General features: G+C 63.2%; 21 protein-coding genes. 15 read left to right on the forward strand and 6 right to left on the reverse strand.

Annotation, left to right across the window (positions count from 1 at the left end; translation table 11 throughout):
* Nucleotides 1-159 precede the first annotated feature (159 nt).
* Entirely contained in the window at nt 160-924 is a 765-nt protein-coding gene (locus VDP74_RS13855) for an IclR family transcriptional regulator (RefSeq protein ID WP_323000233.1), read from the reverse strand.
* Between the two features lie 225 nt (nt 925-1149).
* On the opposite strand from VDP74_RS13855, the gene VDP74_RS13860 reads away from it, so the two are divergent.
* The 3 genes from VDP74_RS13860 (at nt 1150) to VDP74_RS13870 (ending at nt 4494) form a co-directional block, all read left to right on the forward strand.
* Complete coding sequence (locus tag VDP74_RS13860) at nt 1150-2205, forward strand: zinc-dependent alcohol dehydrogenase (RefSeq protein WP_323000234.1); 1056 nt, start codon at nt 1150-1152, stop codon at nt 2203-2205.
* 170 nt (nt 2206-2375) lie between these two features.
* On the forward strand, nt 2376-3620 hold the full coding sequence (locus VDP74_RS13865) for an MFS transporter (protein ID WP_323000235.1): 1245 nt from the start codon (nt 2376-2378) through the stop codon (nt 3618-3620).
* Between the two features lie 19 nt (nt 3621-3639).
* Complete coding sequence (locus VDP74_RS13870; protein ID WP_323000236.1) at nt 3640-4494, forward strand: YitT family protein; 855 nt, start codon at nt 3640-3642, stop codon at nt 4492-4494.
* A 39-nt stretch (nt 4495-4533) separates the two neighbouring features.
* Here the strand turns inward: VDP74_RS13870 and VDP74_RS13875 are convergent, their stop codons facing one another.
* The 4 genes from VDP74_RS13875 to VDP74_RS13890 all read right to left on the reverse strand — a co-directional run bounded on the left by VDP74_RS13875 (nt 4534) and on the right by VDP74_RS13890 (nt 9249).
* On the reverse strand, nt 4534-5154 hold the full coding sequence (locus VDP74_RS13875; RefSeq protein WP_323000237.1) for a hypothetical protein: 621 nt from the start codon (nt 5152-5154) through the stop codon (nt 4534-4536).
* A gap of 2 nt (nt 5155-5156) precedes the next feature.
* Entirely contained in the window at nt 5157-6017 is an 861-nt protein-coding gene (locus tag VDP74_RS13880; RefSeq protein WP_323000238.1) for an EthD domain-containing protein, read from the reverse strand.
* Nucleotides 6018-6264: 247 nt separating this feature from the next.
* Nucleotides 6265-7620 (reverse strand): DUF1329 domain-containing protein, encoded by a 1356-nt coding sequence (locus tag VDP74_RS13885; protein ID WP_323000239.1) that lies wholly within the window; start codon nt 7618-7620, stop codon nt 6265-6267.
* A 15-nt stretch (nt 7621-7635) separates the two neighbouring features.
* Entirely contained in the window at nt 7636-9249 is a 1614-nt protein-coding gene (locus tag VDP74_RS13890) for a DUF1302 domain-containing protein (RefSeq protein WP_323000240.1), read from the reverse strand.
* A gap of 367 nt (nt 9250-9616) precedes the next feature.
* Between VDP74_RS13890 and VDP74_RS13895 the strand changes: the two genes are divergently transcribed.
* The 12 genes from VDP74_RS13895 to VDP74_RS13950 all read left to right on the forward strand — a co-directional run bounded on the left by VDP74_RS13895 (nt 9617) and on the right by VDP74_RS13950 (nt 21891).
* Entirely contained in the window at nt 9617-10453 is an 837-nt protein-coding gene (locus tag VDP74_RS13895) for a cyclase family protein (RefSeq protein ID WP_323000241.1), read from the forward strand.
* A 2-nt stretch (nt 10454-10455) separates the two neighbouring features.
* Nucleotides 10456-10803, forward strand: a complete 348-nt coding sequence (locus VDP74_RS13900; RefSeq protein WP_323000242.1) for a cupin domain-containing protein — start codon at nt 10456-10458, stop codon at nt 10801-10803.
* Entirely contained in the window at nt 10800-11597 is a 798-nt protein-coding gene (locus VDP74_RS13905) for an SDR family NAD(P)-dependent oxidoreductase (protein ID WP_323000243.1), read from the forward strand. The genes VDP74_RS13900 and VDP74_RS13905 overlap by 4 nt, the downstream gene beginning before the upstream one ends.
* 3 nt (nt 11598-11600) lie before the next feature.
* Complete coding sequence (locus VDP74_RS13910; protein WP_323000244.1) at nt 11601-12512, forward strand: 3-hydroxyacyl-CoA dehydrogenase family protein; 912 nt, start codon at nt 11601-11603, stop codon at nt 12510-12512.
* 97 nt (nt 12513-12609) lie between these two features.
* Nucleotides 12610-13902, forward strand: a complete 1293-nt coding sequence (locus tag VDP74_RS13915; protein ID WP_323000245.1) for an ABC transporter substrate-binding protein — start codon at nt 12610-12612, stop codon at nt 13900-13902.
* 52 nt (nt 13903-13954) lie between these two features.
* Nucleotides 13955-14683 (forward strand): ABC transporter ATP-binding protein, encoded by a 729-nt coding sequence (locus tag VDP74_RS13920; protein ID WP_323000246.1) that lies wholly within the window; start codon nt 13955-13957, stop codon nt 14681-14683.
* Entirely contained in the window at nt 14676-15380 is a 705-nt protein-coding gene (locus VDP74_RS13925) for an ABC transporter ATP-binding protein (protein ID WP_323000247.1), read from the forward strand. The genes VDP74_RS13920 and VDP74_RS13925 overlap by 8 nt, the downstream gene beginning before the upstream one ends.
* Before the next feature lie 2 nt (nt 15381-15382).
* The gene (locus VDP74_RS13930) at nt 15383-16246 is read left to right on the forward strand and encodes a branched-chain amino acid ABC transporter permease (RefSeq protein WP_323000248.1); all 864 of its coding nucleotides are present in this window, start codon (nt 15383-15385) and stop codon (nt 16244-16246) included.
* Nucleotides 16247-16249: 3 nt separating this feature from the next.
* On the forward strand, nt 16250-17269 hold the full coding sequence (locus tag VDP74_RS13935) for a branched-chain amino acid ABC transporter permease (RefSeq protein ID WP_323000249.1): 1020 nt from the start codon (nt 16250-16252) through the stop codon (nt 17267-17269).
* 20 nt (nt 17270-17289) lie between these two features.
* The gene (locus VDP74_RS13940; RefSeq protein WP_323000250.1) at nt 17290-18228 is read left to right on the forward strand and encodes a 3-keto-5-aminohexanoate cleavage protein; all 939 of its coding nucleotides are present in this window, start codon (nt 17290-17292) and stop codon (nt 18226-18228) included.
* A gap of 78 nt (nt 18229-18306) precedes the next feature.
* On the forward strand, nt 18307-19404 hold the full coding sequence (locus VDP74_RS13945) for a WD40/YVTN/BNR-like repeat-containing protein (protein WP_323000251.1): 1098 nt from the start codon (nt 18307-18309) through the stop codon (nt 19402-19404).
* 36 nt (nt 19405-19440) lie between these two features.
* Nucleotides 19441-21891: an efflux RND transporter permease subunit gene (locus tag VDP74_RS13950; RefSeq protein WP_323000252.1), complete on the forward strand. Its 2451-nt coding sequence runs from the start codon at nt 19441-19443 to the stop codon at nt 21889-21891.
* Between the two features lie 68 nt (nt 21892-21959).
* On the opposite strand, the gene VDP74_RS13955 is transcribed toward VDP74_RS13950, so the two are convergent.
* Nucleotides 21960-22742: an IclR family transcriptional regulator gene (locus VDP74_RS13955; RefSeq protein WP_323000253.1), complete on the reverse strand. Its 783-nt coding sequence runs from the start codon at nt 22740-22742 to the stop codon at nt 21960-21962.
* Between the last annotated feature and the right edge of the window lie 58 nt (nt 22743-22800).

The raw sequence follows: 22800 nt of genomic DNA on the forward strand, positions 1-22800 counted from the left end.
CTGGACGGGGAATATTGCACGGTCGTCCCTTCGGACGCGCTGCTGGGCCTCTAGGTTGGAGGTTTGGCGCAGAGGTTGGCCCGAAGGGCGTGCGCTCCGGGCGGGTCGTGCTAGAGATGTCCGTCTGGACATCCCTGGCACGCCTGTTTCGCCGTTTTCTCAGTTCAGTCGCTTTTCGATGGTCTTGAGAGCATGGAGCAGCACGTCGCGCAGCGTTTCCTTGGTGTCCTGGTAGCGCAATGTCGGCAGCGTGATTGCAAGTGTGCATCGGGTGCCGCCGGGGATGGTGAACGCGATGGCCAGAGAGCAGATTCCTTCGGAGTGCTCCTCGTGGTCTGCGGCGATCCCCTGGGTGCGGATTTCCGCCAATTCCTTTTCCAGTCTGGGCCAGGTCGTTATGGTTTTCGCCGTGTATTTTTCGAGCGTCAAGGTTTTCCGGGCGATCTGGAGTTCCGCGGGGCTCAATGAGGCGAGGATGGCTTTACCGCTGGCCGAACAATGCAGGGGCAGGGTGGTGCCGATCTCGATGATGGAGGTGACGCGTTGGCCGGCGAGGATCCGGTCGACGAAGACGACGTGATCGAACTTGGCAACGCCTAATGCGACGGTTTCGTCAGTTTCATCAGCCACTGACGACAGGACTGGACGGATCAGTTCGGTGACGGGAAAGCGTGTGGCCGCAGCCAGGGGCAGCAGCATCGGACCGAGCCGGATACGGCCGCCGCTCGTGCCGATGAAGACCAGGGATTCGTCGGACAGCGAGTCGACGATGCGTTGGACCGTCGAGCGGGCGAGGCCAACCTGTTGCGCCAGGGCGGTGAGAGTCATGCCTTCGGCGTGCTTTTCGAGCATCCGGAGCAGTGCCGCCGCGCGGGCGATGACCTGGATGCCTTGTCTTTCGGCGAGCTGGTTGGCTTCGTTCATTGTGTTTCCGGCCGGACGATTAGGCAGTACGCATGCATCGCGTCCGGACGTGAGCGTAACTATCCGGGTACGGTGTCATTGTACTGATGCTCAATACAATTGTATTGTAGTATGGTTATTTCTGCTTTTGCTATCCGTCGGGCCGCCGACCTTCACACGCGGGTCTTCCATGCCACGAAGCCTGGTTGGCCACGAAACCAACTTTGTGCTGATGATGGTGATGACATGAAATGTGCAGTCTATTACGGTCCGAGAGATGTACGGCTGGAGGACCGTCCGATTCCCGAGCCGGGGTCGGGACAATTGCTCGTCAGGGTCGATTATGTGGGAATCTGCGGCACCGATGTGCATAGCTACCAGATGGCGGGCATCATTTCTCCGGTCCGCGTGCTCGGGCACGAAACGGTGGGTACTGTCGTGCGGATTGGTTCAGGCGTCAAGGAGTTTGCCGTGGGAGATCAGATACTCTGCGGCCCGCCGACGCGTTGTCGTGAAAACTGTCCGTCGTGCCGGCGAGGAGAGACCAACATCTGCATCAACGGCTTTCCGCGCACGGCCGGCATCGGGGAACTGGACGGTGGCTATGCCGAGTACCTGCTGGTCAATGATGTCCGGCACACGATGCTGATCAAGGTGCCGGCCGGCGTGAATGCCCGTGAAGCAGTGCTGTTCGATGTGGTGTGCGTGGCCTTTCATGGCATCCGGAAATCGCGCTTCAGGTTGGGCGACAATGTGGTGATCAGCGGCGGTGGGAGCATCGGGCTGTCGGCGATCGCATTGCTCAAGCTGGCGGGGGCGAACAAAATCATCGCCCTCGAAGTCGCCGAGGACAAGCACGACATCATGAGAGCCTATGGCGCGGACTATGTGCTCAACCCGAAACGATTCGATGACGTTGGTGCGAAAATCCGCGACATCCTGGGCACCGGGGTCGGCGCCGACGTGGTGTTCGAGTGCGTTGGCCGGGCCGACTCCCTGGAAACCTGTGTCATGCAATGCGTCCGGCCGGGGGGCCAGGTCATGCTGATCGGTGCGGGTGGAGAGCCCCTGTCGCTGGCTACGGCGCGTTTCGTCCCGCATGAGATCGATCTGCAGTGCTCCTTCGTCTATACCGAGGACGAGGTCCGCACCTACCTGGAATTGATGGCGGTGGGCAAGATCGATTTCAGCACCCTGGTGACGGACGTGATCCACCTCGAGGATTGCGTCGAGCGGGGCCTGGAGCGTCTGTCCAGGCCGGGTAATGGGCAGATCAAGATCCTGATCGCGCCCTCGGCCTGACGCACCGGCAAGCCCGGAGAGACCATGGCACTAATAGGGATGCCTTCCCGGAGAGGCCAGGGTATCCCTTATTCTTGATAAAAAAACAATACAAATGTACCGTATAGCGGTATATTGGCGAGTATTCCAATCATCAATGGGCCGCATCGAGCCTTCTATGGAGACAAACCATGATTCCTGCCGGCAGCCGCCCCGCGCCAGCGTCCGCGCCAATGCGCACGCCCCGGGCCATCCACGCGTTCATCCTGCTCGTCGCCAGCGGCCTGTCGGTCCTGGTGACGGCAATTCTCGGCCCGAGCCTGCCCCAGATGCAGGCGCATTTCTCCGACGTGCCCAATGCCGACTACTGGGTGCCGATGACGATGACGCTGCCGCTGCTGGTCATGGCTTTGTGCAGCATCTTCGCCGGCGCGCTGGCCGACCGGATCGGGCGCAAGCCGCTGATGGTCTGGGCCACCGGCCTGTACGCGGTGGTCGGCGTGGCGCCGATGGTGCTCGATTCGTTTTCGCTCATCGTCGCCAGCCGCGCGGTGATCGGCATGTGCGAGGCCATCATCATGACCACCAGCACGACGATGATCGGTGACTATTACAGCGGCGGGCGGCGGGAGAAGTTCATGTCGCTGCAGACCACGGTGGCGGCGGGTTCGGCGGTGTTCCTCAACATGCTGGGCGGCATGCTCGGCGGCGTCGGCTGGCGGGCGCCCTATGCGATCTACGGGGTCGCGCTGCTGCTCATGCCGCTGATGGCCTATTACCTGTGGGACACGAAGGCGGGCCGCTCGGCCGGCGATGCCGCCGCGCCGGTCCAGGACGAGCCAGGGATCCGCTTCCGCCCGTTGCTGCTGCTCGGGATCTGCGCAATCGCCTTCCTCGTGGGCCTGGTGTTCCTGATGGTGCCGATCCATGGCGCCTACCTGATGGAGGCCATTGGCGTGGAGTCCGCCGGCGCGATCGGGATCGCGATGGCGTTCAACAGCGTCGGGGTGGTGGCGGGGACGCTGGTCTTCGGCTGGATCGTCGCGCCGCGCCTGCGGGTGCCCGCGCAGTTGGCCCTTGCCGTCGCGATTGCCGCCATCGGTTTCCTGATGATGGCTTCGGCCGGCGATTACTGGGCGCTGACGGCCGGGGTGATGGTCAACGGCTTCGGTGCCGGCCTGCTGCTGCCGACCATGGTGACCTGGAACATGCGCGAACTGCCGTTCTCCCGCCGCGGCTTTGGCAGTGGCGCGTTCATCTCGTGCCAGATGTTCGGCATGTTCGTCAATCCGGTCCTGGTGGTCTACTTCTCTCACCATGCCGGCGGCCGGGCCGGGGTGATCGGGCTGATCGGCATGGCCATGGGAGGGCTGGCGCTGATCGCGCTGCTCTCCGGCTGCTTCTGCCGCCGGCGCATCGTCGGACACGCCGCCTGACGGCGCCCAGGAGACAGCAATGCCGCGCTTGGCCCGTCATCTGTGTCATGGCGCCGCTGGTTCCTTCCTGGTGGCCCTGGCTGTGGTCGTGTTTCTGTCGCCCAACCAGATCGCCACCGGGGGGCCGCCGGGCATTGCGATCATCCTGTTCCATCTCTACGGGATCAATCAGGGGGCGACGCTGTTCGTGATCAATGCCGTGCTGCTGATCGTGGGCGCGCGCCTGTTGGGCGGCGGTTACCTGTTGCGGACCGCCTATGCCATCGCTTGCACGGCGATTTTCATGGAATTGCTGACATGGGCGATGCCCGATCCGGCCGTGACCGACGCCCCCCTGCTCAACGCGCTGTATGGGGGCAGCCTGGTGGGCGCCGGCCTGGCTCTGGTCTACATGGGGGAGGCGGCGGCGGGCGGCTGGAGCCTGCTGGCGCGCGTCATCGCCAATCGTCTGCGCCTGCCGGTCGGCCAGGTGATCCTCGCATTGGACGCGGGCGTCATCCTGGCTTCGGCGATCGCCTTTCGCGACATCGAGTCGTCGCTCTGGGCCGGGATCGGCGTCTATGTCACCGGGCTGGTGGTCGATCTCGCGCTGACCGGGCGGGTGCGCAGCAAGATGGTCCAGATCTCGACTCGAATGAGCGGCGCGGATCTGGCCGCGAGACTCGCGTCGGAGCTGTCCGAAAGCGGTGCGATGGTCCATTGCAGCACGCTGAGGGACATGGCTGGCCGTGATCTGATGCTGTTCGTGGCGGATGCCTCCCAGGTCGGAAAATTGAGTGGGATCGTGCATGCCGCAGATCCCGAGGCGCGCATCGCGATCCTGGACGCCGCTGAATTTCTCGTCGGCGCCGCGCAGCCGTTGCCGGACAAATGAGCGGCGGGGCGTGCGGCGCCCGCGTCCCGCCGCGGCCGGTTACTTGATGTGGCGGTAGACGGCGTCCCGTCCCTTGCCGTCGACCGAAAGATCGGCGAAAGGATTCCGGCGGGTATCGGTGACGACTTTGTACAGCGTGTGCAGCTGGGGCAGGAAATGCCCCCAGTTGCCGATTTCCTGGGCGCAGTGGGCTGCCCAGATCCTGCCGTCTTCGGGGGTTTCCTTGCGGCGGGTGCCGATGCCCGAGGATTTCCCGACGACACCCGAGTCGGTCTTTTGCCATTGATGGATCCGGTAGCCCATGGGGTCGGGGTTGACCAGGCATTCCTCGCCCAGACCGAGTCCGGCGACGATCACGACGTGCTCGTAGACGAGATAGTCGCGGACTTCGGCGGGCACATCTTCGAGCTTTTCGAAGCGGATGTAGAGGTTCTGGCGGCGGCCGTCGTCCCAGGTCTGGGGTGCGATGTGGATCGAGCCGATGGGATTGCCGTGTTGCGGCGGAACGGCCCATTCCAGGGGTTCGTGCTGTTCCGGATGCCACAGGATGAAGCCTTTCTCCATGTTGCTCCAGAACCAGTCGATCATGTGCGCGGTCACGCCCTCGTGCTCCCAGTCGATGTGGGTGCCCATGGCGTCCTGGCTGACGGTGTATTTCATGGCTAGTCCTTTGAGGAGGATTTCGTAGGAATGTTCCAGTCGCGAAACCCCTGGCGGAAAATCGCGGCTTCGAGGCTGTTCGGATCGTGGATGGCGGCGGGCGGGCTGCTTTTCTCGCCGAGCGTATAGTCGTAGATCACCCGTTCCGTGGTGACCATCGAGAACGTTTCGCCGGCGTCTATGAACTCGGCTTCGCTGTTGCGGATCGCATCGTGGATGCGCGGGTTGCGGCGCATCTGTGCGAGATCGTCCAGGCTGTCGAACCAGAACTCCTCGACGCCATCGTAGGCGTTGACGCTGCCGTGGGCGAAGATGCTGCCGGCGAAGAAGTCCCGATCGAATTCATGTTGAGGGTTTTGCACGTACTTGCGCAGCAGGCCTTTTTCCGTGGCGGCCAGCACGGCCGGGGCATGCCGTTCACGCCAGTGGCGGTTGAAGGCCTCGAGGGAAATGCCTGGCTTGCGTTTGAGGAAATGGATCAGTTTGACGCCGCTGGCGTCGAACCCCTCGTCCTGGTGGATGACCGTGCCCTCGGTCAGCATGAGGACGAATTCCTGGTCGCCGAACACGTGCGGCTGCATGCGCTGGACGTAATCCTGGGCATGGGTGGAGCCGAGCATGCTGTCGATGCCCTCCAGCCAGTGATCGGCCATGTTGTCCCATTCCATCGGAGACAGCGGGTGGATCAGCATGTCGTCGGTGATCCCTGAAATCGAATAATGCTGGACGTAGCGCTTGAATGTCTTGCCTACGACGGATGGGGTCGTGATCATCAGGGCGACGTGGATGATGCCCCATTCGTAGAAATAGCGCTCCTGCGTGTCCTCCCGCTTGCGGCGGGCGGCGATGATGAACTTGATCATGAAATGTCTCCTGGTTTGTCATGGGGGTGGCTTGTTATGGGGGCGGCGCCTCGATCAGCGCGGTATGCCAGGCGGCGAACGACGGATACCAGAGCTCGACCAGTCGATCCCAGGCATGCAGGATACTTTCGTGGCGATGTGGTCCATGGGGATGTCGTGGATGACGACGCTCTTGAGCATGGGGCTGATTCTGGATGGGCTGAGAAAAACACCCCCTTGCCTTTGGCGGCAAGGGGGTGTTCGATACCTAGCGTACGCCTTCTCCGGCCATGGCTTCGGGCGTGAAGACCGTGTCGTCGTAACGCGGCATGATCTTGTACTGCTCCCGGGCATCGTTCAGGATGGAGTCGTAGTACCAGGCTCCGGACAGCAGGTCATAGAAGCCGAACACCATGGGGGGCGCGGTGGCGGGCAGGTCGGGCATCACGATCGGCATCGAGAAGCCCATTTGCCAGAGCTGGCCGTTGGCGTCCCAGTGATCCGCGAGCGTGGCGACCCACGTGTCCTCGTCCACGTAGTAGCGGCGCTTGGGCGACTGGTGGCGAACGCCCGGCGCGACGGTGGCCTCGACGACCCAGACCCGGTGTTTCTCCCAACGCACGTCGTCCGGGTTGAGATGGTGCGGCAGCAGCACGTCTTTAAGAGAACGCTGCAGCGAGCGGTTGGTGTTGTATGGAATGATCATTTCCTTCTTGCCGAGGATCTTCCATTCGAACCGGTCGAGACGTCCGTTGAACACGTTGGTCTGGTCGAACATCGCAACCCCCGCGCTGGCCGCCGACGGGGTGTCGCAGCAGGCGTTCGGCAGTTTGCGGACCCGGCGTTGCCCGGTCAGGTAGACCCAGGTCTGGGAGTTGTCCGGATTGAGTGTCTCGCGGCCCACGATGGCCTCGCCTGCGCGGATCGGAGGACCGTAGTTCATCATGCGGATCAGCCAGAACGCCCCCTTGAACGTTTCGGGGGACCCGTCCTCGAAGTAGTAGGGCATCTGGAAGTCGCTGGACGAGAAGACCGTCGGGACGTGCTTGCCGTCGCCGGTGCCCTGCATGCCGCGGACGTCGACGTGGAAGGAAGTTCCACGCCAGTGCAGCAGATGATTCCACATGACCTCGGCGCCCGTCTTGGGGATGGGAAAGGGGATGCCGCCGTAGGCGCCTTCGAGCGTATTGCCGTTGATGTGGGCACGGGTCGCGTTCTTGAAGGTATTGTCGTAGACCCATTGCGGCGCGGCTGCGGTGCGGTGGGTCGGATAGACGTCGACGCGGTAGCTGTCCGGGTACTTCTTGATCAGCGCCTTGACGCCTTCGGACAGCTGGTCGGCATATTGGTCGACGTTCTGAGCCGAGATCGAGAAGAGGGGCTTCTCACTCGCGAAGGGGTCGGGGCGCCGTCCGCCGTTCTTGAAGCCGGGCAGCGGGGTGGTGTAGCCGCCCGTCCAGGCGGGGATGGAGCCGTCCTGGTTGCCGGCCTTTTCCGCGCCGAACGGGGTGAGCTCGGTCTTGAGTTTTGCCGCCTCTTCGGGGGAGACCGCCGCCATCGACTGCGAGCCGATGAGCGTCGTCCCGAGCACAGCAGCCATTGCAAGTGCAAGTTTCAAATTCATGCTTGACTCCTGATATCAGAACGTACGAGAAATCGAAAGCGAGATATAGTCGCGGTCGGCATAGTACTGGCCCCAGTTCATGATGCCGTCGGTCGTTTCGGTGGCGGTCCGGCCGAAATAGTGGGTGTAGTTCAGTGCGCCCTTCCATGTGCCCAGGTAGGTCCCCGCGACGCCGATGGAGATGTCTCCGGTCCTGTTGCCGCCCAGTGCGTTGCCGATGGCGCTGGATTTTCCGAGGGATGCGCCGATGTTGATGGGCACCGAGATGTCCAGGCCGTCCAGGACCTGACGGTACTTGGGTTCGTAGACGAAGCGGATGGCGTAGGCATCCCGGTTGGCGTTCTTGTCATAGTGTCCCCGGGTGACCGACAAGGTTCGGTTCCAGGCGACTTCTCCTATGAAATCGGCCTCCTTGGAAATAAACGAAGGTCCGAGTGACGCCAGCCAGGAGATGTTCCAGTGGGCGGTGTTGCCGACCGGGTAGGGATCGTTCACCAGCGTGCCGTTGGCGTAGAAGACCGGGGTGCGATTGGCCAGGGAGACGTTCTTGCGGATCGAGAATTCCGTAGCCAGGTTCACGTTGCCGAAGGTCTTGGTCGCGCTCATGCCGTAGGCCTTGGCGCCGGTATGATAGTCCAGCCAGTATTTGCCGGTTGCGAAGTCCCCGGTGGGTGTGGGGAATTTCTCGTTGTACCGCAGGGCATAGAAGCCCAGGTCGGTTTCGATGCTGTTGATGCGGTAGCGCACCTGGATGCCACCCTGGCCTGAGCTGCTGGGTTTGGTGTCGTCGCCGCGCCGCAAGCCGCCCGGCCCGTAGAAGATCTCGCCGCCGTCGTCCAAGAGGTCGCCCGTCGAGAAGTAGCTGCCGGATGCGGGCAGGCGGGCCTTGCGCCATTCGAGCTGGTAATAGGCGCCGATCATCAGTTCCGGGGTCAACTGGATGTTGCCCGAGACCTGGTTGACCGGCATCAGGATTTCCTTGGTCTGCGAGCCTGGGACCGAGGCGGCCTTGATCGCATCGACCGGCGCCATGACGCCGGCAAGCGAGTTCGGTGCCAGGAACAGACTCTCGCCGTAGATCACCGTGTGCTTGCCCAGGCGGAAATTGGCCTTGGCGGCGCCGAGGTCGAACTTGCCGAAGACGAAGGCGTCCAGAAGTTCAACGTGCTGGCCCATGATGTCCCTGGTGTCGGACGCGAAGTGGTTGTAGGACGTTGACGAGTGATTGACCGTGCTGGACGAGTCGTTGTCGTTGCTCCCGTGGTACTGGGTGTCGTACCAGGCGGCACCGCTGACCCGCGCACCCCAGCCGTGTTTCGAGATGTCCAACTCGCTGAACAGGTCGAGGCGATTCGACACGATGCCCTTCCTGAAGTTGCGGTCGCCGTCGTCCTGATCGGGATCGACCAGTAGCCGGGAGTCCGGATTCTTCAGCCGGTTCATCAAGGTGTACTTGACCGTCGTATCCCATAGCACCCGCAGATCCGGGTCTTCGGTTTCGATCTGGAAGGCGTTGACGGCTGGCGGGATCGCCAGTCCTATCAGGACCACTGCGGCGGCCCTGCGGATGGGGTGCGGTGAGAAGCGCCGTGCGAAGCCCGGTCGTTTCCTGTGTGAAGTGTTCTCCATTTCTCCTCCTTTTTGACTAGCGGATGCATACATGTGGATGCATTTCTGACTAATCCGGTCGTTGAGCGCTGCCTTCGCGCTGGTCTTTCGCCATCTTTGACCGGAAAGCATTTCCTCTGCAAAAATACCGCATTGCGGTTGATGTGAATCGTATCGCGGTACATTTCCAGATGTCAACCAAATTCTCAAGGAATGAAAGAGTTGATTTCACTGCCGTGAAAATTCACCTTGACGCTTGACAAAATTTTAATAATGACCAAAATACGATACTGTTGTACCGCTTTGTGGGTTAAAAATCATGCCAGGCATCGTCTTTTTGGGGCGAGCGAGCCTGGTCAACATCGATATCAGTTCAGGAGACTTGAAGATGGTTACGATCCGAGGCATCAATTTTCAGGAGAATCTCGACAACGACATGGGGCTCGAGTTCTACGACCTGAGCCACCCCTGGGGGCTGGGCCAGCCTTGCTGGCCGTACTTCGAGGACGTCAAGATCGAGCGGCTGCACACCATGGCGAAATCCGGCGTGCTGACCCAGCGCATCACCACTGTCATGCATTCCGGCACGCATATCGATGCACCGGCCCACGTGGTAGAGGGCACGCCGTTCATGGACGAGGTGCCGTTGCCGCACTTCTTCGGCACCGGCGTGGTGGTGTCGATCCCGAAGGGCAAGTGGGAAGTGATCACGGGCGACGACCTGGAAAAGGCGACGCCGGAGATCCACGAGGGGGACATCGTCGTCGTCAATACCGGCTGGCACCATCACTATGGTGACAACCGCATGTACTACGCCTACTCGCCCGGGTTCTACAAGGATGCCGGCGAATGGTTCGCCGACAAGAAGGTCAAGATGATCGGCACCGATACCCAGGCGCTGGACCACCCGCTGGGCACGGCGATCGGCCCGCACGGCCCAGGCTGGCCCAACGGCCTGCTGCCGGACATCAATCGCGAGTACGAGCGTGAGACCGGCCGCAAGGTCATCGAGGACTTTCCCGAATGGGAGCCCTGCCACCAGGCCATCCTCAAGCACGGCATCTGCGGCATCGAGAATATCGGCGGCGAGCTGGACAAGGTGACCGGCAAGCGCGTGACTTTCGCGGCCTTCCCGTGGCGCTGGACCAAGGGCGACGGCTGCATCGTCCGTCTGGTCGCCATCGTCGATCCGAGTGGCAGGTACCGCTTCGAGACTGGCAAGTAATCATGAGGATCAAACGTTTCGCCGAGGCGAAGCCCTACGCGGCCCCTAATCACTACGACATGCGGGGGCTGCGTCTGCAGGGATTCGAGGATGGGGGGCCGCAGCAATGCTGGGTTGGTCTTTCCCATTTTCTGCCCGGAGGGGGCGCCGGACCGGACTCGTCCCCCCTGGAGAAGATCTATGTGGTGGTGGCTGGCGAGGTCACCGTGCGCTGCGCAGGAGAAGAGGTGGTCCTGGGAGCGATGGACAGCTGCCATATCGGGCCCGACGAGATGCGGGAGATCAAGAACGAGGGCAATGCCGTTGCTTCCATGCTGGTGATCATGCCCTATCCGGAGAAGACATCATGAATAGCATCAATGATTCCATGGGCCTGTTCGACATTCGCGGCAAGGTTGCGGTCGTGACTGGCGCTTCCGGAGCCTTCGGCGCCCTGGCCGCCAGGGTCCTTGCCGGCGCCGGAGCCCGGCTGGTCCTGGCCGCCGGCAGAGCGCAGGAACTGGCGGAGGTGGCGCAGTCCTGCCAGGCGAGCGGCGCGGCTGTCGAAACCATCGCGCGCCGCCCCTCGACCGAGGTGGATTGCGAAGCCATTCTGGAAATCGCCGACCGCTGTTTCGGTGGTGCCGATATCCTGGTGGTTGCTTCCGGGATGAACGACGTGGCGCCGATCGGGGAGATGTCCCTCGAGCGGTTCGAGCGCGTCATGAATGGCAACGTCACCAGCACCTGGCTGCTCTGCCGGGCTTTCGGGATGCGCGCCTTGGCGCGGGGGCGGGGCGGCAAGGTCGTCCTGGTGTCGTCGGCACGGGGCAAGCTGGGACATCCCGCCGGGTATAGCGCGTATTGCACGTCCAAGTCCGCGGTCGACGGGCTGACCCGGGCGCTGGGGTGCGAATGGGGCAAAAGCGGGATCACCGTCAATGCGATCGCGCCGACGGTGTTCCGCTCGCCCTTGACCGCCTGGATGTTCGAGGATACAGAGAAGGGCAAGGCGACCCGCGAGGGGATGCTGGCGAGAATCCCCAAGGGGCGTCTGGGCGAGCCCGAGGATCTGGCGGGGCCGCTGTTGTTCCTGGCTTCCCGCGCCTCGGATTTCTACACCGGGCACATTCTCTATGCCGACGGCGGCTATACGGCGGGCTGAGCGATGAGCGAAATCAAGTCTCGCATCGCCGTTGTTGGCGCTGGTCTCATGGGTCACGGCATCGCCCAGGTCTTTGCCCGGGCGGGCCACCAGGTGCGCGTCCATGACGCCCAGGCCACCGCCCTCGATAGCCTCAGGAGCCGGATCACCGACAATTTCCGCCGACTGGGCCTGGAAACCGGCCCGGAGGAGCGGGTGAGCGGCCACACCGATCTCGGCGAGGCCGTGGCGCAGGCCGATTTCGTCTTCGAGGCGGCGCCGGAAAAGCCTGCACTCAAGCAGGCGATCTTCCGCGAACTCGTCCGCCTCGCCCCGGCGGATGCGGTGCTTGCCTCCAACACGTCGGTCATTCCGATCACGGAGATCGCTGGAGACATCGAGGACAATGGCCGGATCCTGGGCACTCATTGGTGGAATCCGCCCTTCCTGGTGCCGCTGGTCGAGGTCGTCGGCATGGCACGCACCGACCCACGAGTGATTGAGCGGACGATGGCGCTCCTGCGGGCGGCCGGCAAAACGCCGGTGCATGTGAAGAAGGACGTGGCCGGCTTCGTCGGCAACCGCCTTCAGCATGCGCTCTGGCGCGAGGCGGTCGCCATCGTCGCGGAAGGCATCGCCGATGCCGAAACCGTCGACACCGTGGTCAAGCAAAGTTTCGGCCGACGGCTGGCGGTGCTCGGCCCGCTCGAAAACGCTGATCTGGTGGGCACCGACCTGACGCTCGACATCCACCAAGTCGTGCTGCCGCATCTGAACCGCGAACCGGGCCCTTCGCCCTATCTGCGCGACTTGGTGGCGGACGGCCGTCTGGGCATGAAGACCGGAGAGGGCTTTCGACGCTGGACGGATCGGGAGGCCGATGCGCTGCGCAGCCGTGTCTACGATTACCTGAAGGAGTTCAAGGAACCGGACTGATACTGCGCACACGATTTTCACCACGGCATTCTGGAGGAGTCCAGGTCGGTGAAGACGCTGCATCCAGACCGCGGAATGAATTTACAGGAGAGGACATATGCATTCGACCCAGGGGGAGCGGGCCGCATCCCGCAAGCGCAGGGCGTTGCTCAAGGCCGGAGTCGGCCTCGTCGCCGCGCCGGCCGTGCTGTGCTCCACGCGCACCTATGCCGACGAGCCGGTGTTCAAGGTCGGCCATGTCAGCCCGCGCACCGGCCCGCTCGCGGGCTTCGCCGAGGCTGATGACTATATTCTTCAAGGCGTCAGGGCCGCATTTTCCGGGGGCGTACGGAACGACGGCAAGTCCTGGAAGATCGAAATCGTCTCCAAGGACAGCCAGTCCAACCCGAACCGGGCTGCGGAAGTGGCCGCCGGCCTGATCCTCACGGACGAGGTCGATCTCATCGTCGCCGCCTCGACCCCGGATACGGTCAATCCGGTGTCCGATCAGGCGGAGGCAAATGGCACCCCCTGCATCACTACCGACTGCCCCTGGCAACCGTATTTCTTCGGTCGCAACGGCAACCCCGCCGAAGGCTTCGAAAGCACCTATCACTTCTTCTGGGGACTCGAGGACGTCATCGCTTCCTTTCTGTCGCTATGGGAAAACCCTCGGGTCGCCCACAAGGTCGGCGGCCTGTTTCCCAACGATGCCGACGGCAATGCCTGGGGCGATTCGGAGCGTGGTTTCCCGAGGCCACTGGCGGAAGCCGGCTTCGCGCTCACCGACCCCGGCCGCTACCAGCCGATGAGCGACGATTTCAGTTCGCAGATTTCCGCTTTCAGGGCGGCTGGTGTGGAAATCGTCACCGGCAACATGATCGCGCCTGATTTCGCTACGTTCTGGAGCCAAGCTGGCCAGCAGGGACTCAGGCCCAAGATCGTCACCATCGGCAAGGCGCTGCTGTTTCCCTCGGCCATCCAGTCGCTCGGCGAGCGCAGCGTCGGCCTTTCCTCGGAAATTTGGTGGTCGCCCGACCATCCGTTCGATTCCAGCCTGACCGGTGAGAGCTCGCGCAGTCTCGCGCAGGGCTACACCCGGACGACCGGACGACCCTGGATCCAGCCGATCGGTTTCAAGCACGCGCTGTTCGAAGTGGTGGCCGACGTGGTGCGGCGCGCCGCCGACCTCGAGGACCCCGCCGCCATTATCGAGGCGATCCGCAGCACATCGATGACCACGATCGTTGGTCCCGTCGACTGGTCCTCCGGCCCTGTCAAGAACGTGACCAAGACGCCCTTGGTAGCCGGCCAGTGGCAGAAGCGTGGCGACAAGGTCGAGCTGGTGATCACCACCAACCGGATGGCGCCTGAGATCCCGGTTGGCGGTGAATTGCAACTGCTCGCCTGACCATCCGGATCCGCTCCGGGAGGCGGGTCCCTTCCTGAATCTGAGGCATGACATGGCGATGCTCGAAATGGATGACGTAAGCAAGCACTACGGGCGGCTGCGGGTGACCGACGCCGTGTCGTTCTCCGTGTCGGCCGGTGAGGCGCTCGGCATCATCGGGCCGAACGGCGCGGGCAAGACCACGATTTTCAACCTGATCGCCGGCACGGTCGCTCCGGATTCGGGGCGGATCGTGTTCGACGGCGTGGATGTCTCAGCGCTGCCGGCTCGGGCGCGCTGTCACCGGGGCATCGGGCGCTCCTTTCAGATCCCGCATCCCTTCGCCGGCATGAGCACCTATGAGAACGTCCTGGTGGGCGCCGCCTTCGGTCGTCGGCGTCCGGAGCGAGACAGCGCCGAAAAGGCGATCGAGGTGCTCGAGCTCACTGGCTTGCGGCGCAAGGCCAATGTGCTGGCCGGCCAACTGACGTTGCTCGAGCGCAAGCGGCTGGAAATGGCTCGTGCCCTGGCGAGTGGGCCGAAGCTACTGCTGCTCGACGAGATCGCTGGTGGCCTGACCGAACCGGAATGCCAGGAGCTGGTGGCGGCCATCGCGGAAGTCCGCAAGGCAGGCGTCTCGATCATCTGGATCGAGCATGTCGTGCATGCCTTGCTCGCCGTGGTCGATCGCATCGCCGTCATCGATTTCGGCCGCAAGATTGCCGAGGGCGAGCCGCATGCGGTCATGGCGAGCAGGGAAGTGGCCGAGATCTACATGGGTGTGGAGACGACGCATGATTGAGCCCATCCTCGTCCTCCGCGGCCTGAAGGCCGGCTACGGCGATTTTCAGGCGTTGTTCGGCATCGATCTCGATCTCCGCGAGGGTGAAGTCCTGGCGCTGATCGGCGCAAACGGCGCCGGCAAGTCGACACTGATCCGTTCGATCATGGGTCTGGTGCCCTCGCAGCGCGAGATGATCCGCTTCCGCGGCGAGGCGATTGGCGGGATGCGTCCGGATCGTATCGCCGGGCGCGGTATCGCGCTCGTGCCGGAAGGCCGGCGGCTGTTTCGTTCCTTGACCGTCGAAGAAAACCTGATGATCGGTGGCGAGCGCGGCCGACCGGGCGTCTGGACGCTCGACACTGTCTACAGCCTGTTTCCGGCGCTGCAGGAGCGGTGCCACGAACTCGGCACGGCACTGTCGGGTGGCCAGCAACAGATGGTGGCGATCGGCCGGGCGCTGATGGCCAATCCCGAGGTCATCCTGTTCGACGAGATTTCGCTGGGTCTGGCGCCGGTGGTCATCAAGGATATCTATGCGGCCTTGCCGGCCATCATCCGCACGGGGGTCTCGGCGATTCTGGTCGAGCAGGACGTCGGCCGGGCGCTCTCGGCCGCCCACCGGTTCGTCTGCCTGCAGGAAGGCAGGATCTCGTTGGCCGGCGAACCCCGCAGTTTCACGCGCGCGGACATTACCGCAGCGTATTTCGGAGCCTAACCGTGGACTGGATCAACGCGCTCGTGCAGGGAATCATGCTCGGCGGACTCTACGTGCTGTTTGCCGCCGGTCTGTCGCTGATCTTCGGCGTCATGCGTCTGGTCAACATCGCCCATGGCGACCTGATCGTGTTGGCCGCCTATGTGGCGATGGTGATCGTCGACCTCACCGGCCTGCACCCGTTGCTTTCGGCCGTGCTCGCCGTGCCGCTGATGGCGGCGATCGGCTATGGGCTGCAGCGGTGCCTGCTCAATCCGACCATCGGCAAGGATCTGCTGTCGCCGCTGCTCGTCACCTTCGGCATCTCGGTGATCATTCAGAACGGGCTCCTGGCCACCTTTACCGCCGACAGCCGGCGCCTGGCCGCCGGCTCGATCGAAGCCGTGAGTCTCAGCCTCCTACCGGGCCTGCAGGTCGGCGTGCTGCCGCTGCTGATGTTCTGTGTCTCCGTCGTATTGATCTTCTGCCTCGAATGGATCTTCTTTCGGACCAGGCTGGGTCGTGCCTTCCGTGCCACCTCCGACGACGCGGAAATGGCCCAGGTGATGGTGCTCGACCGAAACCATGTGTTCGGCATTGCGATGGCGCTTTCGACCGCCGTAGTGGCGATCGCCGGCATCTTTCTCGCCATCCGTACGAATTTCGATCCAGCCTCCGGGCCGGCGCGGCTGATCTTCGGTTTCGAGGCGGTGATCATCGGCGGGTTGGGCAGTCTCTGGGGGACGCTGGCCGGGGGCATCGTGCTCGGCGTCGCCCAGACGATGGGTGCCCAGATCTCGCCGGGCTGGCAGATCCTCGCCGGACACCTGGTGTTCTTCGCGGTGCTGGTGCTCAGGCCCCGCGGCCTGTTTCCGAGGATGGACTGAGCCATGGCCGCCTCGTTCCGGATCCGCCGCTCCACGCCATCGAGCCGCTTCGGCCTGGCGCTGTTCGCCGTGCTGCTCGCCGTCCTCCTGGCTGCGCCCTGGTGGGCCGGCCGCGCCCACATGCGCCTGTTCGGCGAGGTCTATTCCTTCATGGCGTTGGCCTGCCTCTGGAACCTGCTGGCCGGCTACGCCGGGCTGGTCTCGGTCGGCCAGCAGGCCTGGGTGGGTTTCGGCGGCTATCTGCTGTTCACCCTGGCCATGTTCCTCGGCATCCATCCGCTGGCGGCCGTGCCGCTGGCCGGAGTCGCCGCGGCGCTCCTGGCTGTGCCGGTCGCGCCGTTGCTGTTTCGCCTGCGGGGCGCTTATTTCGCCATCGGCACCTGGGTCCTGGCCGAAGTGTTCCGCCTATCCTTCGCACAGGTGTCCGCGCTCGGCGGCGGCTCGGGTTCGAGCCTGCCCACGTCCGTGGTCGCGCTGATCGCTCGGGACCGCGCGTTGCGGGACATGGCGATCTACTGGACCGGCCTTGCGCTGGCCGTCGGCACGCTGCTTTTCGTGGTGCTGTTGCTGCGCTCGAAGGCCGGGCTGGCGCTGACGGCGCTGCGCGACGACGAGATCGCTTCCGACAGCCTCGGCGTCGACGGCGCCCGCATCAGGCTCGGCGTCTACGTCGCCGTTTCGGGCGTGACGGCCATGGTGGGTGCCTTCATCTTCCTGCAGAAGTTGCGCATCTCACCGGATGCCGCCTTCAGCGTCAACGACTGGACGGCCTATGTCATCTTCATCGCGGTGATCGGCGGCATCGGCACGATCGAAGGCCCGATCATCGGCACGATCCTTTTCTTCCTGTTGCGCGAGACGCTGGCCGATCTCGGCACCACCTATCTCCTCGTCCTCGGTGCGGTCGCCATCGGCGTGATGCTGAAGGCGCCCAGGGGCGTATGGGGAATCTTCACCCGGAAAACCGGCATCACGCTCGTGCCGATCCAGCGTCACGTCGTCTACCGCGACGACGAGGCTTGAAAACCCCAAAGGAAACGAAAATGGCAGATCTCTCCAAGAAAGTCATCATCACTTGCGCGGTGACCGGCGCTATCCACACGCCGACCCTGTCGCCGGCCCTGCCGTACACGCCGGCCGATATCGCGCGGCAGGCGATCGACGCGGCCGAGGCCGGCGCCGCCATCCTGCACCTGCATGCCCGCGACCCCGAGACGGGCGCGCCGACCGGCGATCCCGAGGTCTTCGCCCGGTTCCTGCCGGCGATCCACGAGGCCACCGACGCGGTGATCAACTTGACCACCGGCGGCAGCCCGGAGATGACGGTCGAGCAGCGTCTCGCGGCGGCGCTGCGTTTCAAGCCGGAAATGTGCTCCCTGAACATGGGGTCCATGAATTTTTCCTTTCATGGGATGGGCTCCAGGATCGACACCTGGAAATTTCCCTGGGAGCGTCAATACATCCTCGACAGCGAGTCCTTCATCTTCAGGAACACGTTCAAGGACGTGGCCCGCGTCTACGAGTTGATGTCCGACTATGGCACTCGCTACGAGCATGAGTGCTATGACATCGGGCATCTCTACAATCTGGCCTATTTCGTCGATCGTGGCCTCGTCAAGCCGCCTTTCTTCATCCAGAGCGTGTTCGGCATCCTGGGCGGCATCGGTGCCGATCCGGATAATGTGATGTTCATGCGGCGGACGGCGGATCGGCTCTTTGGCGGCGACTACGTCTGGTCCGCTCTGGCCGCCGGCCGCCACCAGATGCCCTTGATCACGCAGGCTGCCATGCTCGGCGGCAATGTTCGGGTGGGGCTCGAGGATTCCCTGTTCATCCAGCGGGGTGAGTTGGCCGCCAGCAATGCCCAGCAGGTCGGGAAGATCCGGCGGATCCTGGAAGACCTGGGCATGAAGATCGCGACGCCCGCCGAGGCCCGGGAAATCCTGGCGTTGAAAGGCAAGACCCATGTCGAGTTTGCTTGATTTCCAACCGATCATTCCCCATAATCAAAAATTAAGCGGTACAAATGTATCGCATAATGGAAAAAAGGACGAGACAAAATGAGCATCGCAATTCTGGGCGCTGCGAGACGGGTCGGGTTCTGGGCGCTTCTGGGGATGCTCTGGGCCGGGGCGGCGTTGCCTGCAGAGGCGGTCACCACGCCGGAATCCCGCCCGGCCACTCTGGTGAGGCATCCCGAAAAAGCCTGGCTGCAGGCTATAGTCCGGGCGGGTAACCGTCTGGTCGCGGTCGGTGAACGCGGCCTGATCCTGTATTCGGATGATACGGGGAGAAGCTGGATACAGGCGCGGGTGCCGGTGGCCGTGACCATGACTGCGGTGTTTTTCGTCGACGAGCGGCATGGCTGGGCAGTGGGTCATTACGGAACGGTGCTCCATAGCGACGATGGCGGGAAGAACTGGCGGCGCCAGCTCGATGGCGTCACTGCCGCGCAAATCGAACTAGCTGCCGCTGGACGCCAGGCCGGCGCGGCCGGGGGCAGGCGTCAGGCATCCGCCAGGCGCCTGGTCGACGATGGCCCGGACAAGCCGTTTCTCGACCTCCTTTTCTTTGATGCGGACAACGGAATCGTCGTTGGCGCCTACAACCTGGCTTTTCGCACCAGCGATGGCGGGCGGACCTGGGAATCGCTGATGGGGGGGATCGACAATCCCGGGGAAAACCATCTCTATGCGATTCGCGGAACCCGCGCCAGGCTCTATATCGTGGGCGAGCAGGGGTTGGTTCTGCGTTCCTCTGATGGCGGCCGCACCTTCGGCCGGCTGACCTCGCCCTATGAGGGCAGTTATTTCTCCGCCGCGGTGCTGCCTTCCGGCGACCTGGTCGTCGCCGGCCTGCGCGGCAATGCCTATCGCCTGACTGGTCAGGGGGATCACTGGACGCGGATCGAATTGCCCACGCCGGTTTCTGTTACGGCGCTGGCCGTCGACGGCCAGCGGCTGTATTTCGCCAATCAGGCGGGCCAGGTCTATGAGAGCGAGGATGATGGCCAGCACCTGAAACCCCGGGCGCTGGCACAGATGCCGATGTTGACCGGGCTTCTGCCATTGGCTGATGGTTCATTGTTCGCCACGGGCTTGCAAGGTGTCGCCCGCCTTGCGCCCGCGTCTACGGTGAAGGACAGCGGGGCGGATTGATCGCCGCCCGCGCCAGCCAAAAATACGAGGATACTCATGAATCCCTCCCATGTTTCCGCTCCGCCTGTCGTTCGTGACCTGGCGGAATTCGACAAGCACTCGGGCTCTTTCGTCGAGCAGTTGCTGTTCAACAACCGCCTGGTCGTGATTCTGATCTGCGTGCTCGTCACCGCGCTGCTTGGATCTCAGGCGCTTGGCCTGCGCCTCAACACGAGTTTCGAGAAGACCATTCCGGCCAATCATCCCTACATCACCAATTACATGCAGCATCGCACGGACCTCAAGGGGCTGGGCAATGCGGTGCGCATCGCGGTCGAAAACAAGAAGGGGACCATCTACGATGCGGCCTATCTGGAGACGGTGCGTCAGATCAACGACGAGGTCTTTCTGATTCCCGGTGTGGATCGCGCATTCATGAAGTCCCTGTGGACCCCGAGCACACGCTGGGTTGGCGTGACTGAAGAAGGTCTCGAAGGCGGTCCGGTCATTCCCGAAGGCTATGACGGCTCGCCAAAAAGCCTGGCCCGGCTCGAGGCGAACATCGCCCGCTCCGGCGAGATTGGCCAGATCATCGCACTCGATGCCCGCTCGAGTGCGATCTACGTGCCGCTTCTGAGCAAGGACGCCCAGGGCCGTCCGGTGGATTATGCTGATTTTTCCCGAGCGCTGGAGAATATCCGTAGCAAGCATCAAAGCGATGACGTCGCCATTCATATCACTGGTTTTGCGAAAATCGTGGGCGACCTGATCGATGGCCTGAAAGAGGTCCTGGTCTTCTTCGTGATCGCGGTGCTGATCGCGGCGGCGATGGTGTTCTGGTTTACCCGCTGTGTGCGCAGCACCGCCCTGGTCGTGCTGGTGTCGATGATCGCCGTGACGTGGCAACTGGGGCTGTTGCCGCTGCTCGGCTTCGACCTCGATCCCTATTCGATGCTCGTTCCCTTCCTGGTTTTCGCGATCGGCATGAGTCACGGCGCCCAGAAGATGAATGGCGTGATGCAGGACATCGGTCGCGGCACGCATCGGTTGGTGGCCGCCCGCTATACGTTCCGCCGCCTGTTCCTGGCTGGCCTGACCGCGCTGCTGGCGGATGCCGTGGGCTTCGCGGTGCTGCTGCTGATCGATATCCAGGTCATCCGCGAGCTTGCGATCGCGGCAAGCCTGGGCGTCGTCGCGCTGATCTTCACCAACCTGATTCTGCTGCCGATCCTGCTGTCCTATACCGGGGTCAGCCAGAAGGCGGCGCTGCGCAGCCTGCGCGAGGAGACCTTGAGCAGCGGGCCCGAGGCCACCAGGCATCCGGTCTGGCGTTTCCTGGACTTGTTCACGACGCGGAAGTGGGGCAGTGCCGCCATTGGGGCCGCGATGGTGCTGGCCGGGGTAGGATTTTTCTACAGCCAGCAGCTCAAGATCGGCGATCTGGATCCAGGCGCGCCGGAACTCAGGCCTGGTTCGCGCTACAACCAGGACGTCGTTTTCATGAATCGGGCCTATGGCGCCAGCAGCGATGTCTTCGCCGTGCTCGTGAAGACGCCCGAGGGCGGGGCCGGATGCACCAAATACGATACCTTGATGCGAGTCGATGCCCTGGAATGGCAGATCAGGCAGCTCGCAGGGGTCGATTCGACGAATACGCTGGCTTTGATGAACCGCCGCGTCCTGGTCGGGCTCAACGAGGGCAATCCCAAATGGTATGAACTGATCAAGAACCAGGACATGCTCAACTTCATCACCGCCCAGGCGCCGCGCGGCCTGTACAACGAGTCCTGCGATCTGCTGACGATCTTCGCTTATCTGCGTGATCACAAGGCCGATACCCTGGCCAGCGTGGTCAACGAGGTCAAACAGTTCGCCAAAGAAAACGACAGTGTCAACGCCAGGTTCCTGCTCGCCGCCGGCTCCGCCGGCATCGAGGCGGCGACCAATATCGCCGTCAAGCAGGCATGGCGCGAAATGTTGTTCCTGGTGTACGGCGCCGTGATCATCCTGAGCTTCATCACGTTCCGCTCATGGCGCGGCGTGCTGGTCGCGGTACTGCCGCTGATGCTGACCTCCATCCTGGCTGAGGCGCTGATGGTTTCCCTCGGCATGGGGGTCAAGGTTGCCACGCTGCCGGTGATCGCGCTCGGGGTGGGGATCGGTGTCGACTATGCGCTTTATATCCTGTCGGTCATGCTGACGCATCTGCGCGCCGGGCTCAGCCTGTCCGAAGCCTACTATCGCGCGCTGCGGTTCACCGGCAAGGTCGTGATGCTGACCGGCGTCACGCTGGCCGTCGGAGTGGCCACCTGGACGTTCTCGAGCATCAAGTTCCAGGCCGACATGGGAATACTGTTGGCCTTCATGTTCCTCTGGAACATGCTGGGCGCGATGATTCTATTGCCCGCACTGGCCAGGCTGCTGCTGACGCCGGCGTATTTCGCCAAGCGGGCGCAATCGGGCGTCGCGAGCGCCAAGCGGGTGCTGGCGGCCGCGCCGCCGGGCTGAGCCGCAGAGTGTTCCCGACGAAAAGGCCGCCTGTTTTACGGGCAGCCTTTTCCTGCGTGTTTGCTTTGTCAGAGTTGCTTGATCAGCGCGCCGCAGTGCCTGGACAGGGCTGCGATGAGTTCCTGCTCGCGGATGGCGAAACGCTGGGTCGGCACCGGAATGGAAATGGCGGCGATCTCATCGCCGTGGCAGCGGAAGGCCATAGCGACGGCGCAGATGCCCTCGGAGTTTTCTTCGCGGTCGAACGCGATGCCCGACGTGCGTATTGTGGCCAGTTCGGTTTCGAGCGCATCCCATGAAGAGCGCGTATTCGACGTGTTCTTTTCCAGGTGGAGACGTTTTTTCAGCTTGGCGAGTTCCGAAGCGTTCAGCAGCGCCAGCATGGCTTTGCCGTTAGCGGCGGAATGCAGCGGGAACGAGGCGCCGACCGATGAGACGGCGACCAGGCGATGGCTGCCGGCAATCTGGTCGATGAAGACCGCCTTGTCCTGGTCCATGAGGGACAGGTCGACGGTCTCGCCGGTTTCCTTGGCCAAGGCCTCGAGCGTGCCCCGGGCGGAGTCGGCGATGTTGAAGCGTGTTGCGGCGGCCAGGGAGATCAGGGCCGGCCCCAGACGCACCCCCATGGTCGCGGATGAGGCGATCAGCAGGTTTTCCTGGTCCAGGGCATCGACGATGCGCTGGACCGTGGACCGCGGAAGCCCGACCAGCTTGCCGATTTCTCCTAGCGACAAGCCATCGGGATGGCGCTGCAGGATCCTGAGGATCGCAGCGGCACGGGCGATGACCTGGATTCCCCCCTTATCCTGGGTGTTCGGTTGGGCAATGGCTTGAGCGCCGCTTCGGGGCATGCGGATTCTCCTGGTACCAGTGTGGGAGTCATTGGAAGCCTGAAATTATCCCATGGCA

Origin of the sequence: Castellaniella sp., assembly GCF_034674885.1 — a bacterium.
GTDB lineage: Bacteria > Pseudomonadota > Gammaproteobacteria > Burkholderiales > Burkholderiaceae_B > Castellaniella.